The 17,553-nt window shown below is 69.1% G+C and carries 13 protein-coding genes; 4 read left to right on the top strand and 9 right to left on the bottom strand.

The genetic code is table 11. The features are described from left to right. Positions 1-73 precede the first annotated feature (73 nt). Positions 74-1,591, top strand: a complete 1,518-nt coding sequence (locus tag PZE19_RS31735; RefSeq protein ID WP_277864689.1) for a TolC family protein — start codon at positions 74-76, stop codon at positions 1,589-1,591. Positions 1,592-1,914: 323 nt separating this feature from the next. Next, positions 1,915-3,414: a TolC family protein gene (locus tag PZE19_RS31740; protein ID WP_277864690.1), complete on the top strand. Its 1,500-nt coding sequence runs from the start codon at positions 1,915-1,917 to the stop codon at positions 3,412-3,414. Positions 3,415-3,798: 384 nt separating this feature from the next. Here the strand turns inward: PZE19_RS31740 and PZE19_RS31745 are convergent, their stop codons facing one another. The 4 genes from PZE19_RS31745 to PZE19_RS31760 form a co-directional block, all read right to left on the bottom strand. Then, entirely contained in the window at positions 3,799-4,452 is a 654-nt protein-coding gene (locus PZE19_RS31745; RefSeq protein ID WP_277861115.1) for a hypothetical protein, read from the bottom strand. 122 nt (positions 4,453-4,574) lie between these two features. After that, positions 4,575-6,029: an efflux RND transporter periplasmic adaptor subunit gene (locus PZE19_RS31750; RefSeq protein WP_277861114.1), complete on the bottom strand. Its 1,455-nt coding sequence runs from the start codon at positions 6,027-6,029 to the stop codon at positions 4,575-4,577. A 77-nt stretch (positions 6,030-6,106) separates the two neighbouring features. Beyond that, positions 6,107-9,394 carry an efflux RND transporter permease subunit gene (locus PZE19_RS31755; RefSeq protein ID WP_277864691.1) on the bottom strand — a complete coding sequence of 1,096 codons (3,288 nt, stop codon included), beginning with the start codon at positions 9,392-9,394 and terminating at the stop codon, positions 6,107-6,109. 110 nt (positions 9,395-9,504) lie between these two features. Next, positions 9,505-9,843, bottom strand: a complete 339-nt coding sequence (locus PZE19_RS31760) for a hypothetical protein (protein ID WP_277864692.1) — start codon at positions 9,841-9,843, stop codon at positions 9,505-9,507. Positions 9,844-10,750: 907 nt separating this feature from the next. On the opposite strand from PZE19_RS31760, the gene PZE19_RS31765 reads away from it, so the two are divergent. Further along, a complete protein-coding gene (locus PZE19_RS31765; RefSeq protein WP_277864693.1) occupies positions 10,751-12,226 on the top strand; it encodes a hypothetical protein in 1,476 nt (491 codons plus the stop codon). 413 nt (positions 12,227-12,639) lie between these two features. On the opposite strand, the gene PZE19_RS31770 is transcribed toward PZE19_RS31765, so the two are convergent. After that, a complete protein-coding gene (locus PZE19_RS31770; RefSeq protein ID WP_277864694.1) occupies positions 12,640-13,569 on the bottom strand; it encodes a ParB/RepB/Spo0J family partition protein in 930 nt (309 codons plus the stop codon). Continuing rightward, entirely contained in the window at positions 13,566-14,381 is an 816-nt protein-coding gene (locus tag PZE19_RS31775) for a ParA family protein (RefSeq protein WP_277864695.1), read from the bottom strand. Before PZE19_RS31775 ends, PZE19_RS31770 begins: the two co-directional genes overlap by 4 nt. 488 nt (positions 14,382-14,869) lie before the next feature. Between PZE19_RS31775 and PZE19_RS31780 the strand changes: the two genes are divergently transcribed. Further along, positions 14,870-15,364 (top strand): transposase, encoded by a 495-nt coding sequence (locus PZE19_RS31780; protein WP_277864696.1) that lies wholly within the window; start codon positions 14,870-14,872, stop codon positions 15,362-15,364. A gap of 52 nt (positions 15,365-15,416) precedes the next feature. Here the strand turns inward: PZE19_RS31780 and PZE19_RS31785 are convergent, their stop codons facing one another. The 3 genes from PZE19_RS31785 to PZE19_RS31795 all read right to left on the bottom strand — a co-directional run. Then, a complete protein-coding gene (locus PZE19_RS31785) occupies positions 15,417-15,782 on the bottom strand; it encodes a helix-turn-helix domain-containing protein (protein WP_277864697.1) in 366 nt (121 codons plus the stop codon). Further along, entirely contained in the window at positions 15,779-16,192 is a 414-nt protein-coding gene (locus PZE19_RS31790) for a hypothetical protein (RefSeq protein ID WP_277864698.1), read from the bottom strand. Before PZE19_RS31790 ends, PZE19_RS31785 begins: the two co-directional genes overlap by 4 nt. Before the next feature lie 697 nt (positions 16,193-16,889). Further along, the coding region (locus PZE19_RS31795; protein WP_277864699.1) for a hypothetical protein at positions 16,890-17,553 on the bottom strand (664 nt) is incomplete at its 5' end.

The following is a 17,553-nucleotide window of genomic DNA, read 5'->3' on the forward strand; positions in this document are numbered from 1 at the left end:
GATCGCCGGGCGACCCGGCGGGGCGCATTCTCAGGACGTTTCACCGGCTCGCCGGCCGATCGCCGAGTCGGGCGTGATCCCTGAGGCCGCGCCCCTGGGCGATATGGTGAAGGGCCGGCGCGACGAGATCGTCCGTCCCCCTTCGCCGGCGACCCTCCTGGAGCCGGAGGTCCGGCCGATCGACCTGAACACGGCGCTGCGGCTGGCCGGGGCCCAGAACCCGCAGCTGCTGATCGCCCGCCAGCGGGTCGTCGAGGCGTCGGCGCTGCAGCAGCTCGCCGCGGCGCAGTTCCTGCCGTCGCTCAACGCGGGCGGGAACTACGACACGCACACGGGCAACCTGCAGCAGTCGAACGGCAACATCCTCTCCGTCAACCGCTCGGCCCTCTACCTCGGCGCCGGCAGCGGGGCGGTGGCCGCAGGCACCGTCAACGTCCCGGGCGTGGTCCTCGAAGGGAACGTCGCGGTCGCCGTGTTCGGCTACCTCGCGTCGCGGCAGGTCGTGGCCCAGCGCGGCTTCGACGCCTGGGCCGTCCGCAACCAGGCGTTCCTGCAGACGACCCTCGCCTATTCGGAGCTGCTGCGGGCCGAGGGCCGCCGCGCGATCGCCTTGCAGGTGCGCGACGAGGCGAAGCGGGTGGCCGACCTGACCGCGTCGTACGCCAACGCCGGCCAGGGCCGCGCCGCCGACGCCCACCGGGCGCAGACCGAACTGGAGAGCCGCGAGTACGACGTCCAGGCGGCCGAGGAGGCCGTCCTCGTCTCGTCGGCGCGGCTCTGCTTCGTGCTGAACGTCGACCCCTCGCTCCGGCTGCACCCCACCGACGCCTTCGTCGTCCCACATCCGATCGTCCCCGACCCGACGCCAGTCGCGGAGCTGATCGCGCTGGGGCTGCTCCAGCGCCCCGAGCTGAAGGACCGCCAGGCGGCCATCCGCGAGTCGCTCGTCATGCTCGAAGGGGCCCGCGCCCTGCCCTTCTCTCCCACCGTGCTGATCGGCTACAGCGCCGGCGGCTTCGGCGGCGGCAGCAACCTCGTCCGACCCGTGTTCGGCGGCTTCGGCGGCCGATCGGATTACGACGTGGTGGCCTACTGGACCCTGCGCAACCTGGGCGTCGGTAATGCGTCCCTGATCAACCTGGCCAAGGCCCGTCTGGGCGTGGCGAAGTATCAGGAGATCGCGATCCTCGACCGCGTGCGGGCCGAGGTGGCCGAGGCCTACGCCAAGACCCACGCCCGCTACGCGCGGATCGGGACGTCGCAGAAGGCCGTCGCGAGCGGCGTGAAGGGGTTCCGCGAGGACCTGATCCGGATCGAGAACACGGTGGCCCCGGCCATCGAGACCGTCGACAGCCTCCGCCTGCTCGCCCGCGCCCGGTTCGCGTACCTCGACGCGATCATCGACTACGACCGGGCGCAGTTCGAGCTCTACGTCGCCCTGGGCCAGCCGCCCGCCGACATGCTCGCCCACCCGGCGCCGGTCGACGGCGTGGGGCCGACCGCCGCGGCGACGAAGCCAGCCACCCCCGCCGGCGACGTCCCGCCGGAAACGCCCGCCGCGCCCGGCAACGGCCCGCCTTCCGGCCCTTGACCGTCGCGAGGTTCGAGTGAGAGGCGATGATGGAGCCGGGGAGGGGGGGCCGAAGGATGGCGAGACCGGGACGTCGGAGAAACCGGGCGGCCACGCCCCGAACGCCCTTGCGATGGACCTGCGCCTCGGTCCTGCTGGCTGCCCTGCTCCCCGGCTGCGCCATCTCCCGGAACGCGTCGGGGACGCGGGCCGCGGCCGGCGAACCGTCGCCCGCGCGTTCCGTCGCCGCCAAGGAGGCGGCGTCGCGAGGATCCGGCCGTCGAGGCCGTACCGGTCCTCAACGGCAGCCCGCCTCCGCCGCGGGCCCGATCGATCGCGAGGTCGTGCCGACGTCGAACGCCGCGCCCCCTCCGCCGGGCGATTTCGAGGCGCCATCGATCCCCCCCAAGGATTCCGAGTTCGCGATCGACCTGACGGCGGCCCTGCGGCTGGCCGAGGCCGAGAACCCGCTGATCGCCGAGGCGCGGCAGCGGATCGGCGAGGCCGCCGCCGCGTTGCAGGGGGCGCAGGTCCTGCTGCTCCCCTCGCTCAACCTGGGGACGACCTACCACAACCACCTCGGCAACCTCCAGCGCTCCTCGGGGCGGATCCTCGACCTGCGGGAGCAGTCGCTCTACTTCGGCGGCGGGTCGGACGTCTTCGCCGCCAGCACCGTCGAGGTCCCGGCCGTCAGCATCTTCAGCCCGTTGACCGACGCCGTTTTTGAGCCCCTGGCCGCGCGGCAGCAGGTCGTGAGGACGCGGTTCGACGCCAGGGCGACCGCCAACAGCATCCTCCTGGAGGTCTCGCAGCAGTACTTCGAGCTGATGGCGACCGAGGCCTTCCTCAGGGTCCGCCGCGAGACCGCCGAACAGGGGACCGAGGTCGCCCGGCTGACGCGGGCCTACGCCGACGCCGGGGAAGGCCGCGACGCCGACGCCGAGCGCGCCGCCACCGAACTGAGCCTGATCGTCGTCGAGGTCCGCCAGGCCGAGGAGGAGGCCGCCGTCGCGGCGGCCCGGCTGGCGCACCGCCTCCACCTCGACCAGGCGGTGCGGATCCGGCCGATCGCCCCCGCCGCCGAGGTCGTCACGATCGTCGATCCGGCGCGGACGCTGCCCGAGCTGCTGGAGGCCGCTCTGGCCGGCCGGCCCGAGGTCGGGGCGCGATCGGCCGCGATCGACGCGGCGGAGTACCGCCACAAGCAGGAGCAGTTCCGCCCGCTCCTCCCCACGCTCTGGGTCGGTTTCAGCGCCGGCGGCTTCGGCGGCGGCGGCAGCCCCTTCGGCACCCAGCTCGGGAACTTCGGCGGCCGCAGCGACTTCGACGTCTCCCTCTTCTGGACGGTCCGCAACCTGGGGATGGGCAACCTCTCGCTCCAGCGCCGCCGCGAGGCCGAGGTCGGCCAGGCGGTCGGCGAGCGGGCCCGGACGATCGCCGAGGTCCGCGCCGAGGTGGCCTCCGCCTACGCTTCGGTCGCGGCCTCGCGTCGCCAGGTCGACGTGACCGCCTTCCAGCTCGCCAGCGCCGAGAAGGGCTTCCGGGAGGACTTGGATCGGATCCGCAGCACGGTCGGCCGGCCCATCGAGGTCGTCAACAGCCTCCAACTGCTGAACAACGCCCGCATCGCCCGCATCCGCGCCGTGACCGACTACAACCAGGCCGAGTTGCGGCTCTTCGTCGCCCTCGGCTCCCCTCCCCCGCTGAGCGGCCCGGCCGACGCGCCCCTCCCCGCGGCCCCCATCGCCTCGCCGCCGCTGCCCCCGCTCGCCGGCCTCGTCGCCCCTGGGCCGCTCCCCTTCCCGCGCCACGCCACGCCGTCGAGGGGGGATGCCGCCCCCTGATTCGGCCTACCTTGTTTCATTCGGCGATCCGATATCCGCCTCATGGCTCCCCTCGATCCGAGCGATTACGGAGATTCGCCGCGGCCGCCATTTCGAGATTGGCGATCATGGCCCATGATCATACTGGGAACGCTTGCGCGGGCGAGCGTCATCGATGATCGGGCGAATGGCGACGAGTTCCCGAGACCCTCGAACGGGCGGAAAATCATGAGAGGCGCGCAAGTCGATCCAGGACTGAAAATCGATCTTACGCTTATGATATGATTGAACTTGCGTCCGATGGCTTCGTTGGTCGCGACGACGAAGGAAGCCGAACCGAAGCCGATCGACCTGGCGGAGGTCTCGTCCGCGCATGGGGCGGGCGACGCCCCTGGGGAGGAGGGCTTACAGGTCCCTGGGGTGGGCGGCCTCGTACTGGGCGAAGTCCAGCCAGTAGATCGGGAAGGCTCTCAGGACCTGGCGGCCGAAGGGGTCGACGACCTGGAAGTCGAGCTGGTTGATGCCGTCGGTCAGGGTCGTGGAGTAGCGGAAATAGCCGTGCTCGTCGGCCACGACGGCCGGCCCGCGGAGCTTGAGGTCGGTCGCGCCGACGCCCGAGAAGACGAGGGCCCCGGGCGTCGTGCGGCCGACGACGGTCGGCGTCCGACTGTGCGTGGTCCCGCCGCTGTTGCTCGGCAGCGAGCCCCGGGCCTGGTCCTCGGGGGCGAGCTTGACCTGCAGGTTCAGCGGGATCCTGGGGCTGATCGGCGGCAGGATCCGGAGCAGGATCCGGCCGTCGTCCTGGCCGATCTGGTCGTTGTGGTTCAGGTCGTAGGCGGGATCGTAGCGCGGGCCGCCGGCCGAGCTGAGGTAGGCCGCGACGAACCCCTGGAGGACCTCCAGCGTGCCCGCCGACCCGAAGGCGGTCGTGGCGGCGACCGGGGACGCGGGAGCGACTTCCGCCGCTCGGGGGCCCTGGACGAGGCGGGTCGAGCTGGGCAGCCGCCGGGCTTCGAGGGCCTCGAGACCGAGGGCGACGCCTGGGGATCGGGCGGCCATGGAATCCTCCTTCGCCTGGAACGTGGGGCGACGCCCGACCTGGCGCGCCATAAGGGTTCGATCGGCCCGCCATCCGGCTTTCTGCAGGAATACCGAGCGTGGCGCGAGCGTCGACCTCCCCGTCAGCCGTGGTGCGGGCCTCCGCCCGCGGCAGCCTGAGAGTCCGCCTGGCGGGTCGGTCCCGCTGCCGGAGCGACCCGGACCGGCGTCCCGTCGCCGACGGCGCCCGTGTTGAGGATGGCCTGGTCCTCGGGGCTCATGCCCGAGAGGATCTGGACCCGGAGCCCGTCGTCGGCGCCGATCTCGACGCGCGTCTTGCGGGCGACGCCGTCCTTGACGACGTAGACGTCCGCCTTGCCCCCCTTCGACTCGCCCACGAGGACCGAGGCGGGGAGCGTCGAGCCCTTCGACTCCCGGTCGAGCAGGATGGAGGCGACGCCGTACATGCCGGGCCGGATCTTCCCTTCCGGGTTCGGCAGGTCGATCTCGGTGTGCATGGTCCGGGTGGTCGGATCCTCGGATTGGGCGAACCGCGAGACCGTCCCCTTGAAGACCTGGCCCGCGAGCGCGTCGAGCGTGACCTCGGCCGCGTCGCCGACGTCCGTCCAGGCGACGTCGCGGTCGGGGACCTGGGTGACGACGCGGACCTCGTCGATCCGCGCGATCGCCAGCAGCGGCGTCACCCCCCCCTCCTCCGCCGACCGGATGAACGCCCCCGGGAAGACGTTCCGCCGGGTCACCACGCCGTCGAACGGCGCCGTGATCTTCGTGTAGGCGACGAGGACCCGGGCCTTCGCGAGCTTCGAACGGGCGACGTCGACGTTGGCCCTCGCCTCCACCACGTCGGCCTGGGACTTCTTCACCCGCGCCGCCGCGGCGGCGAGCTGGGCCTCGGCGTTCAGGACCCCCTTGCGCGAGCCCAGCTCGGAGGCCCGCGCCGACTCGTAGCCTTCCTCCTCCTCGTCGGCGATCTGCTGCGGGATCGCCTGCTTGGCCACCAGGTCGCGGTACCGCGCGAACTTCTTCTCGTGGTAGGTTCGCATCGAGGCGTAGCGGTCGACCTCGGCCCTCGCCTGCTCCACGGCCGTCGCGAAGGCCGCGCGGTCCGCGGCCGCCGACTCGACGAAGGCCTCGGCCTGCACCACGGCCGCCTCGGCCTGCTCGAGGTCGGCGGCGGCCCGGTTCGCCTCCTCCACGATCTCCGGGTCGTCGATTTCCGCCAGCAGCTGGCCCGCCTTGACCGAGTCGCCGTAGTCGACGTGCAGCTTCGCCAGGTAGCCCGAGACCTTGGCGTACAGGTCGGCCTCCTGGTACGGCTGCACGGTGCCGATCTGCGAGCTGGTCCGCTGGATGCCCCCCTCCGAGAGCCGGACGACCCGGACGGCGACGGGCTCGACGCTCGCCCGGGATTCGTCCTGTGTGGGAGCCGGGCGCACCTCGCCCCGGCGGCTCGCGAAATGCCAGCTCAGGGCGGCGCCCGCAAGGCCGATCGCGGCGGTCGCGAGGATCGGCTTCCTCCAGGAACGCTTGCCGCCCCGCGACGCCTCGCCGGCCTCGACTTCGACTGTGCTCGACACGGCCCCACCCCTTCCCGTCGGATCGTTCGCTGGAATACCCTAAAGCCGGCGATGCGTCGGTCATCCCCCGGACGCGCTCAACCGTCGTCGCCGGGGCCCTCGTCGTCGTCATGCCCGCCCTCGCGGTCGCGGACGAGCAGCGCGTAGAGGCAGGGGAGGACGAACAGGGTCGCCGGCTCGCCGGCCGCGAGCCCCCCCAGGATCGCGCGCGCCAGCGGGGCGTTGGCCTCGCTCCCCCGCTCCAGGGCCAGGGCGCTGGGGATCAGCGCGAAGAAGGCGGCGACGGCCGTCATGGTCACGGGCTTCACCCGGATCGAGGCCGACTTGAAGATCGCCTGGGTCGGCGTCAGCTTCTCGGCGTGCCGCAGCTCCTGCGCGAAGTCGGTCATGAGCACCGTGTTCGCCACCTTGATCCCGACGACGAAGATGAACCCCAGCAGCGACTGGACGTTCACGGCCGTCCCCGTCAGGTAGAGCGTCGGCAGGATGCCGATCAGGCAGAGCGGCACGATGAGCATGACGGTCAGCGGCACGACCCACGACTTGTCGAGCGCGACCATCAGGAAGTAGATCAGCACCGACGCCGCGACGAGCCCGTATCCGAGGTTGCGGAAGGTGTCCTGCATCCGCGCGTACTCGCCGCTCAGCACGATCTTCGAGCCCTTCAGCAGCGAATGGCCCTTCTTCCCAGGGTCGAAGGGCACCCACGAGCCGTCCGACCGCCGCTCGCCGAAGTCCTCGAGGGCCCGGGTCACCTCGTCGGAGACGTGGCCGAGGTCGCGGCCGTATACGCCCATCGAGAGGTCGATCGTCGGCTGGATGTTGTCGTGCGTGACCTCCGTAGGCACCGTGGTCCGCCGCAACGAGACCAGGTTGCTCAGCGGGATCGCCTTGCGCTGGTCCTTGCTGGTGATCGGGATGTTCAGCAGGGTCTCGATCGACTTGATGTCCCCCTCGGGGTACTGCACGCCCACGAAGTACTGGTTGCCGCCCACCGGGTCGATCCAGAAGTTCTTCTTGTTGAACTGGATCGACGAGTTGAGCGCCGCGACCACGTTCTTCATGACGTCCGACTGCGTCAGCCCCAGGTCGGCCGCCTTGGCCCGGTCGACGTCGATGACGTACTCGGGATAGTCGAGCCGCTGGATGATCCGGGCGTCGACCACGCCGTCGACCTTCACGCAGCGGGCGCGGATCCGCTCGGCCAGTGTGCAGGCCGTCCGCTGGTCCTTGCCCGTTACGCGGATGTTGATCGGCGTCGACTTGCCCTCGTTCATGGCCCCCCGCACCAGGCCCCCCGAGTCGAACCCGAAGTCGCAGTCGGTGAATCGCGGGTCCTTGGTCACGCCGGTGCGGACGAGATGCACATACTCTTGTGCCGACTTGCCGCGATGCTCGTGGAGCTGTACCTTGACGACCGCGTCCATGGGCCCGGCGTTGGGCGTGTACGCGGCCGACCAGTCCGCGTTGACGCCGATCTCCGAGACGATCTGCTCGAGGTCGTGGTGGGGGATCGTCGCCTTGATGAACTCCTCGAGCTGGGCCACCTTCTCCTCGGTCTTCTCGATCCGCGTCCCGCTCGGGGCGCGGAGGTACATCTCGAAGGCCCCGCCGTCGACCTCGGGGTAGAACTCCCGGCGCATGATCGGCCACATCAGGATCAGCGTCGCGGCGAGGAGGCTGAAGGCCGTCCCGACGACGAGCAGGCGGCGCCGCAGGACCAGGCCCAGGAGGCGGGCGTACGCCGCGAAGGCGGCGTCCATCCCCCGCTCCCACCGCGCGAAGGCCCGCGCCACGAACCCCGGCCGCGGGCCGTCGTCGCGATCGTCCCCCTCGCCGCCCGGGGCGCCCGACTCGCGGCCGTGGCCGTGGCCGTGGCCGCTGAGCCAGGCGGCGCTGCACATCGGGACGAGGGTCCGCGAGAGGATGTAGGACGAGCACATCGCGAAGGCCACGGCGAGCGTCATCGGCATGAACAGGAACTCGCCCATGCCCGGCATCAACGCCAGCGGGGCGAGCACCAGGAAGGTGCAGAGCGTCGAGACCAGCTCCGGCAGCGCGACCTCGCTCGCCCCCAGATACGCGGCGTCCTTCGGCGTCGCCCCCAGGCCCAGGTGCCGGTGCGTGTTCTCCAGGCAGATGATCGCGCTGTCGATCATCGGCCCGATGGCCAGCGTCAGGCCGGCCAGCGTCATCACGTTGATCGTCTGGCCGGCGTAGTAGAGGAAGATGCACGCCGAGAGCACCGCGATCGGCAGCGTCATCACCGCGATGGCCGTCATCCGGATCTGGCCCAGGAACAGCAGGATCGTCAGCGAGCAGAGGATCGCGCCCAGCACCCCCTCCTGCACGAGGCTGGAGATGGCCTGCCGGACGAACACCGACTGGTCCATGACCAGCTTGAGCTGGATGCCGCCCCGGGTGAGGCGGGCGGTGAACTCGTCCAGCCTGGCGCGCACGCTGTTGACGACCGCCAGGGTGCTGGCCCCGAGCTGGCGGAAGATCGGGATGTAGACCTCGCGGCGGCCGTCGATCCGCACGACGTTCGTCTGGATGAACGAGGCGTCCTTGGTCGTCGCCACGTCCCGGAGGTACGAGACGTTGCCGACCTCGGAGCGGAGCGGGATGTCCCCCATCTCGGCGGGGTAGTCGAACATCGAGTTCGAATCGAGGGCGTAGTCGACGTCGCCGAGCTTGGCGTCCCCCGTCGGCAGGAAGACGTTATACTGGTCCATCGCGTTCATCACGTCGAGGGGCGAAAGCCGGCGGGCCTCGAGCTTCTGGCGGTCGAGGTACGCCATGACCGCCCGGATCTTGCCGCCGTACACGACCGGGGCGATCGCGCCGTTGATGCTCATGACCATGTTGCGGACCTCGTACCGCCCCACGTCGTAGAGGATCGACTCGTTCTGCGAGCCGTCCGGGCTGTCGACGGCGAGGATGCCCACGGGGGTCGTCCCCGTCGGGTCGAACGGCAGGATCACCGGCGGCAGCGTCCCCGGCGGCAGGCTCGGGACGGCCGCCGTGGCCAGCGAATTGACCTGCGTCAGCGCCCCGTTGGGGTCGACCCCGCTCCGGAAGAAGTCCCGGACGACGCTGGCCCCGACGATCGACCGCGACTCCTGCCGCAGCGTGCCGTTCGCCTGCCCGACCCAGCGTTCCATCCGATTGGTGACGTCCTTCTCGACGCTCGCCGCGGGCATCCCCGAGTAGAACGTCAGCACCTGCACCGCCGGGCTGCGGAAGACAGGCAGGATGTCGATCGGGATCATGGATATCGACACCCCGCCGATCAGCACGAGCGTCAAGCAGAAGACCACGACCGCGTGCGGATTGCGCAGCGAGGCGCGGATCAAGCCGTTCATTCGGATGTCTCCCAGGACGGGCGAGATGGCGCGCGGCTGGGGCCGTCCCGGGGAGGGCGGCCGCGGCGTGAAAGCGTGGAGACGACGGGGTGGACCGGCTTGAGGCCGGCTCAGCAGCGCGGGCGGTCGGGGACGTGGACCGGCGCGAGGCCGGTGCGGGAGAGGAGGGCGAGGAGGTCGGAGCGATAGGCCGAGACGGCGATCGCCCCGCCTTCACGACGTCCGGCCGATACCTTTCTCCGGGTCGAACCCAGCGGTTCAGCGGGGTCGACGCGACGTTGCAGGACGAGGGCCGGTCGCCCGGCCCTGGGAGCCGGCCATACGCAGACCCGGATGATGAAGCGGGCCTCGGACCCGGCCGCGGAGTGGCTGGCGGCGATCGGGCAGGCGACGACGCGGAGCACCAGCAGCGTCATCAGGAGCCTGGGAATTCCTGCCGATGCCCGCATGAGGTCCTCTTGAGTTCGAGAGCCCCTTCCAGCCGCCGTGCATGCCCGGCCGAAACAGGAGAACTTGACGTCCGGGCCGAGGACGCGGGGACGTTGCAGAGGCTGCTCGTCCCTCCTTGAAGGAACCATGCCTCTTCAATTTGCGTGAATTTTCATTAATACAAAAACCAGCCTGGCGGTCAAGATCTGGCGGACCCATTTCTGGCACGTGGGCCCGCACCGGCGACTTCCGGGGGATTCCTCAGCCATCGCCCTGATCCACGAACTTGATCTCGTGACTGGCAAGACTGCGGACTTCCAGCGTATCGATCAATTGGACAACCCACACACGCGGGTCAACTGGCGGTAAACCAGCGGGGAGTGACCTTGGAAACCGGCACTTTGGGGTACGCCTAGGAAGCAGGCGACATCCGAGTGTCGGCACTTTGAGGTACGAATACCCGCCGTGCGCATGGCCGGGGATGGTTAATCCACTCCTACGAGCCCTCCGATCCCTTAATCCTTCCCCATTTCACGGTTAAAGCCCGTCCGTCACTTTGAGGTACAGCCCTTCGCCAGTGCTTCGGCGGTCGGCACTTTGGGGTACTGACTCGATTTTCACTGCCCTGAGAAGGCGGCACCTTGGGGTTCGCGCCCGGCACCTTGAGGTACGGGATCCGGCACCTTGAGGTACGGGATCCGGCACCTTGAGGTACGGGATCCGGCACCTTGAGGTACGGGATCCGGCACCTTGAGGTACGGGATCCGGCACCTTGAGGTACGGGATCGATGCTGAAATTCTTTCCAAGGTCCAATTACTAAATACTTTACCGTCACCGTATTTCCGCCTAGACTATTAGACTTTGCAGGACTCAAAAGAAAGACAACAACAAGGGACGGGTGGTGATGTTTTTTTGAAAGTATGTTTATGGATACCGATTCTCCGCCCTCCACCGACTCGATGCCGGTCAACACCATCCGGGTGGAGACCGCGCTCTCCCGTTACCCGGTCCACCGGCTGGCGAGGAAGGGCAGCATCAAGATCGAGGTCAACGAGTCCAACGAGCGGGGCGAGGCCACGCTCAAGTGGAAAGTCAGCTACAACAGCGAGTACGGCCAACCGGGGCCGCTGGCCTACAAGCTCGACACGTTGATCATCAACCGCCGCATCGAGGAAGCCCGGCGGCCGATCCCACGCATGCTCAAGCTCGGCAGCCTGAGCGACATCTGCCGCGAGCTAGGGCTGGCCGACAGCGGCAAGAATCGCAGCGACATCAAGCGATCGCTCTTTCAGAACGCCTTCGCGGGCATCACGTCGAGGACGGAATACCGCCGGAACGACGGTACAGAGCAGACGCTGGAAGCGGCCTTCACCCGCTACAGCGTCATCCTGACCGGCGAAAAGCTCCCCGGCGGCAAGAAGGCCGACGGCGTCTACATCGTCCTCAACGACGTGTTCATCCAGGTGATCAACGGGGCCATGGCACGACCCCTTGACTACGACTACCTGAAGAGCCTGCCCCCCGCCCCGCAGCGGTTCTACGAGCTGCTGAGTTTCCAGATGTACGCCGCCCTCAAATACGACCGGCCGCGGGCGAGGATCACCTACTCCGACTTCTGTGCCCACGCCCCCCAGACCCGGCACCTGGATTGGGAGCACGCCCGGAGCCAGATGAACAAGATTCTCAAGCCGCACAAGGAATCCGGCTACATCGCCAAGGTCGACTACCAGGATACGACCGACGGCGAAGGCCGCCCCGATTGGGTGATGCTCTTCATGCCCGGCCCGAAGGCCCGGGCGGAATACCGCGCCTTCACCAAACGCGGCGGTCCGAGCGTGCTGGAGATCGAGCCGCTGGAATTCTCGCCGCCGCTCAACGCCGCCGACCAGGCGGAGCGTGACCTGGTCGAGCGTGGCGTGACGGCGGCCGTCGCCGCGGAATTGGTCCGCGAGCACGCCGAGGAGAAAATTCGCGCGCAGATGGAGCGTATGGACTGGCTGACCGCCAAGCAGCCCGAAAAGATCGCCGAGCCCGCGGCTTATCTGGTGCAGGCGATCAAGAACGACTACGCACCGCCGAAGGGCTATATTTCGCTCGCCGAGCGGCAGCGGCGGCAGGAAGCCCGCCAGGCGAAAGAACGCGACGCCGCCGAAAAGCGTCGCCGGGAGTTGGAACTGGAGCAGCGGAAATCGACGCTGCTGAAACTGGCCGGGGCTCATATACAGCGGCTTGACCCGGCCCAGCTGCAGGAACTTGAAGCCGAAGCCTTGGCCCAGGCCGGCCTCGACATGCGGCTGAATCTCGAAAATCCGGCCATGGCCGGATTCCGCAAAACCCTGATGACCAGCCTGCTCAGGGAGTTTGTGGCGGCGAAGCTGGAACGCGATCAGGTGGATGCATAGGCTCCCCCGCCCCGTGAACGCCGCTACAGACGCGAAATCCGTTCATACGAATGATTTTATATATAAGACAAATGATCGTGCCATTAAGCGTTCGAGGCATTCGCTCCGCGGCCGCGTCTTCGAGATCTACGACTTGCATCGCCGCTTCATGGCCAACGGCTCGGCGCGTCTGGATCGGTCGAGGCTGATCACCGGCCTCGGCCTCGCCGCCTCCGCACCGACGTCAGCCAGGCCCTCCGCGACCTCGATCCCCGCCCCGTCCGTTTCAATCAACGTCATCTGTGGACCTCATATCGCGACTCCGTTGGGGTCGGTCAGGCCGTGTCCTCCAATTCGACCGACCCCCCGAACGCCTCACGCGTTGGTCGTGGTGTGTGGGCCGCGAGTCTGCGGCCCCACCCAGGCCGACCTCCTCACGCGGCCACGTCGGCGTCCCCGCGCCGCTCTCCCTCGAGGCTGCGGATCGCCTCACTCAGGGCCTGGACGGCCGAGTCGGTCTCGACGCCGGTTTTCTTCTCAAGGGTGATCTTGTATCCCCCGAACCTGAGGACGCGCACCTGCGGCGCGCGCCGCTTCGTCGCCTTGGCCGTCGTCTTCCGGCCCGACTTCGGCGTCCGGATCTGTCTCGCCAGGTCGTCGCGGGTCAGCCCCTGGTCGACCGCCGCGGCCGCCATGCGGACCTGCTCTCGGGGATCGTCCAGCTTGGCGATCTGGTAGGCGGCCGACGAGCCGAGCCCCCCCTGCTCCACCTGACGCTGAACCGACTCTGGCAGCTTGAGCAGCGACAGCGTCTTGACGACGTGGGATTTCGAGACGGCGAGCTCCTCGGCGAGACGCTCCATCGTCCAGCCTTCGCGGTCCATCAGGGCCCGGAACGCGTGCGATTGCTCCATCGCCGTGAGGTCCTCACGCAGGCAGTTCTCGACGACCTGGATCGCCAGCCGTTCGTCGTCGCCGAGCGGAGCCTCGCGGACGACGCACTGGAGCTTGGCCAGCCCCGCAATCCCGGCCGCCCTCCATCGCCGTTCCCCGAGGAGCACGACGTACCGGCCGCTCCCTTCGTCCCAGCGGACTTGGATCGGCTGCAGCTGGCCCTTGCGACGGAGCGATTCGGCGAGCCTCTCGAGGGCCTCGACATCGAACTCTTTCCGGGGTTGGTCGGGATCCGGGACGATCCGGTCGATCTCGATCTCCGAGACGTCTCGGGACCGGGTCACGCCGAGGAGTTTGGCGGGGGTCGCGCGAGGGCCGGCCGTCGGGGCCGTAGCCGAGCGGTCGAAGTCGCCGAGCGATTCCCGGATGTTCGAGAGGTTCGCCCTGAGCATCTCGTGCTTGCCGCTCATGCCGCCACTCCTTTCGCCGTAGGCTGGACGCCTTCGGTCCTCGACAGCAGTTCCTCGGCGATCGCCCTGATCGCCTTGGCCGCCGCGCCCTTGGGCTTGTACTGCGTGATCGTCTTCCGCTGGGCGATGGCCTCGGGGAACTCCGCCGCCTCGGGCATCCGGGCTGCAAATACGAGGTCGCCGTAAGCCTCGCGTACGTTGGCCTCATAGACCTGATGGAGCGCCCGGCGAGACTGGACCATCGTCAGCAGGTAGCCGAGCAACGTCACCGGGTACCCCTCCGATCGGACGAGGTCCAACGAGTCCAGCACGTCGGCGATGCCTTGGGCCCCGTAGTCTTCGGGCTGCACCGGGACGACGAGATGGTTCGACGCGGCCAGCGCGGCGAAGCTGCAGCCGTAGAGGTTGGGCGGGCAGTCGATCAGGGCGAGGTCGTAATCGCCCGCGACCTCGACGAGGAATTCACGAAGCGTCTCCCGGGATTCGCGGCTGGCGGTCGTCGGGTCGGCGACGTTGTACACGGACGCGGCGCGGGATCCGGGGACCAGGTGGAGGCCCGCCAGGCCGGTCTCGTGGATCACCTGCCCCGGGTGCGGGAGGTCGCCGGCCAGGATTGGCGCGATCGTCGACGACGGGTCCAAGGTCCGCGTCGCGGACGGCCCCCACCACCCTTGCGTCAGGCTGGCTTGCGGGTCGGCGTCGACGATGAGCACGCGTTTACCGAGAACGCTCGCGAGGGTGCCTGAAAGATGATGCGTGCAACTCGTCTTCCCGACTCCCCCCTTCTGGTTCAAGAGCGTCACCACGAGCATGTTGCGCCTCCTAGGCGGGGCGAGGTTCCCGGGGAAGTCAGACGTGCGACGCCCTCGAAGGCCCGGCCTACCCGGGAAGCGGGATTCCCGGGGAACCCGCGACGTCGTCAGCCCCGTTCATCGGCCATCTGGGGGGGCGGAGTTGACCCCGTCTCGCGATCGGCCATCAATGGGCCGGAGAGGGGCCGCACGCGGCAAATCCCCCAGGAATCCCTTCGGCGCGGATGGGACGCCGCGTGTTTGATTCTCGGGGAACCCTGGGGGGCGTCGACCTTGGATTCCGCTTGGCCGTGGCACCGCTTGATGGAAGGTCTTCCGCGATGGGTTCCCCGGGAATCCACCAATCTCGCAGGCCGTCCGAGCGGCTCATTTCCCAGGAACTCATCGCGCGGTCTCGGGCTCCGGGTGACGATCGACGGGCTGCGGCTTCTGGGAAGGCACGTCGTCAGTCACGTGCGTGATCGGCCGTCGATTCGGATCGCGAGGACGTGCGCGAGTGGGCCGATGAACTCGACGCTGTGGGCGTGCGTCCGGACCGCCGCTTCACCCGACGAACCTTCGGATACCTCCGCGGCCAGCTCTCGGGGGTCGAGCGCAAGAACGGCTGGCAGCTCGCCGATCCAGCACCTCATCGGGCCCGGGCCGACTGGGACGCCGATCGGATCCGCTACGACCTGGTCGCCTACGCCCGCGAACGCCTGGCCGTCGCCGAGGACGTCCTGATCGTCGACGACTCCGGGCTCCTCGAGGAGGGGGACGAGTCGGCCGACATTCGGCGGCGGTACAGCGGCACCGTCGGCCTGATCGAGAACCGAAAGGTCGGCGTCTTCCCGCGTTCGCGGGCCTCAAGGGCATGTGCTGCTGGATCGGGAGTTGTACCTGCCCAGGCGCTGAGCCGACGGCCCCGACCGCCGCGTCGCGGAACGCGTTCCGGAGGACGTCGCGTTCGCCACCCAACCGCAGTTGGCCGAGCGGATGCTTGAACGGGCCTGGAAGTCCGGCGTGAAGGACCTCCGAGAGGGGAGGGGTGTCGCGTCACTTCGCGGCGAGCTGCATCCGCCGGGTCCAGAGGTCGGGGAACTCCTGGACGTCGTCCAGGTAGCGGGCGGCGATCGTGGGGACGGCCCGCTTCCCCTGCTCCCACTTCTGGAGCGTCGGGACCGACACGCCGAGGAACTTCGCGAGCACGGCCTGGCTGGCGCCGAGCCTGGCCCGCACCGCCCTCACTTCTTCCGGGCCATACGCTCGCGGGTCCAGGTCGAGCTTGACCGTGCGGATCGTCAGCCGCTTCTCCAGTGGCTCGCCCGATTCCAGGGCCTCGACCACCGATTCCAGCCCGGCGATCAGCCGATCGCCCAGGGAAAGCCCTGTCTTCATCGCGGGAGCCTTATTCTTCTTCATGGCTTCTGAGCCTCCTTCTCCAAGCCCGCCTTGACCGTGGCGACGAGCTTCGCGACGGCGTTCCGCTCGGCCTTGGTCAGATTCTCGCGCTCGGACTTCGACAGGGTCACGACGAGGACGACGACGGCATGCTCGACGACGGGGAGGTAGAAGACCCGGAACCCGCCGCTCTTTCCCCGGCCGGAGCCGGGGGCCGAGAACCGGATCTTGCGGACGCCGTTCGTCCCGGCGACCACGGCCCAGGCCGTCGGGCGGGACGCGAGGGTCAGTTGCAGAACGTGCAGGTCGGCCTCGGTCAGGCCCAGCCCCGTCCACTCGGCGAAGAAACCGGCGACCTCGATGAACCGCGGCAGGCCGTCGACCGGGACGTCGTTCGCGGCCAGCTCCCTCCGATGTTCGTCACTGTACATCGCCTCCTCCCCGCCCCTCGTTCCAGCCTGAACTATAACCCGATGGGTGATATATCGCCAGTGACGATCTACCAGGATTGATCGCCCGTCGGGTCACGAAACAGCATGGCACCGGCGGTCTCGCGAGGCAGAGGCCGGAAGCCGCTACCTTAGGCGTGGCACCGCCTGGCGGAAGATAAGCCGCGATGAATTTCCCAGGGAATCCACCAGCCTCGCTGAGCCGTCCGGGCGACGCATTTCTCAGACTCCCATTGAACCGTCTTAGGATTCGGATGACCTTCGGCGATTTGGAGCTGGGACGCGGGTCCCCGGCCGTGTAGGGGGCCAGCTGCCTTCCATCGGGCTTTCGCCCTGAACGAAGGGCCGGGCTCCGTCGTCCTTGCAGACGGGGGCGTGGTACGACCAGCCGGAAGGCCAAGGACTCGAGCCGCGGGCGCACGCTGGAATAGCGGGTCCCGAGATCGCTGAGCCGCCCGCGCCCGGCCCCTCGCCACGATCCGTAAAGCGTTTCCAATATGTATGATGCGTCGATATGTCGCATCGTTTGAATTCGCCATGGTCGTGTCCACCACCATGGCGAGAACAAACGACGTCGGGATTGCGGATCGACGTGGCCGACGGCTAAGGAAAAGCCGCGGGGCGCCGGGGCCGAAGCCCCGGCGCCCCGCGGCGTGTCGGGCCGGCGAGGGCCCCGGGGTCAGGCCGGCGAGGGCCGAGGGCCGTCGTCGGCGGGCTTCGGGGCGCGCCGGTTCAGCAGCCTGCGACGCGTGCGGCCGTCCGGCACGACCCGGCCCACGAGGCCGCAGGCGTGTTGGATCGCCTTGACCGCCGTGGTGCGGTCGCAGCCCAGCCGGGCCGCGATGTCGCCATACGGCAGCCCCAGGTCGCAGAGCCTGAGGGCGTCGTCGGCCATCCGAATGAACGGGGCCGGCTCGAGGGTCGGCTCCGCCAGCGTCGCCCGGCGGGAGCGGCCGTCCGGCTCCGGCAGGCCGCGGCTGCCGTACCAATGGCCCAGGGCCTTGTACGTCATGTTCCGGGTGATCCCGAGCTCGGCGGCGATCGCCTTGTACAGCAGGCCCCGGTCGTACGCCTCCTTGACGGCGTCGGCGTAAAGCTCGTAGGGCGGCGGCTCGCGGAAGTCGATCGCGACCTCCTCCCCCGCCGCGTCCGCGCCCGGGGCCGGGACGCCCGGCAGGCGGAGGCGGAACGTCCCCCGGAGCCAGCCCCGCTTGGGCTCGCGGCCGCCCATCTGGACCAGGTCGACGCGGCCCCCGGTGAGCATGTCGACGACCTCCCGGACCTCGCGGTCCTCGAAGGCGTCGCCCCCCTTCGCAGCCTCCTCGAGGATCACGCCCAGCCGC

The sequence above is a fragment of the Paludisphaera mucosa genome (assembly GCF_029589435.1).
GTDB lineage: Bacteria > Planctomycetota > Planctomycetia > Isosphaerales > Isosphaeraceae > Paludisphaera > Paludisphaera mucosa.

Bases quoted from the DNA above. Each gene is read 5' to 3' on its own strand.
- PZE19_RS31765 (WP_277864693.1), top strand. From the start codon at position 10,751: ATGGATACCGATTCTCCGCCCTCCACCGACTCGATGCCGGTCAACACC.
- PZE19_RS31755 (WP_277864691.1), bottom strand. From the start codon at position 9,394: ATGAACGGCTTGATCCGCGCCTCGCTGCGCAATCCGCACGCGGTCGTG.
- PZE19_RS31760 (WP_277864692.1), bottom strand. From the start codon at position 9,843: ATGCGGGCATCGGCAGGAATTCCCAGGCTCCTGATGACGCTGCTGGTG.
- PZE19_RS31785 (WP_277864697.1), bottom strand. From the start codon at position 15,782: ATGAAGAAGAATAAGGCTCCCGCGATGAAGACAGGGCTTTCCCTGGGC.
- PZE19_RS31770 (WP_277864694.1), bottom strand. From the start codon at position 13,569: ATGAGCGGCAAGCACGAGATGCTCAGGGCGAACCTCTCGAACATCCGG.
- PZE19_RS31790 (WP_277864698.1), bottom strand. From the start codon at position 16,192: ATGTACAGTGACGAACATCGGAGGGAGCTGGCCGCGAACGACGTCCCG.
- PZE19_RS31775 (WP_277864695.1), bottom strand. From the start codon at position 14,381: ATGCTCGTGGTGACGCTCTTGAACCAGAAGGGGGGAGTCGGGAAGACG.
- PZE19_RS31745 (WP_277861115.1), bottom strand. From the start codon at position 4,452: ATGGCCGCCCGATCCCCAGGCGTCGCCCTCGGTCTCGAGGCCCTCGAA.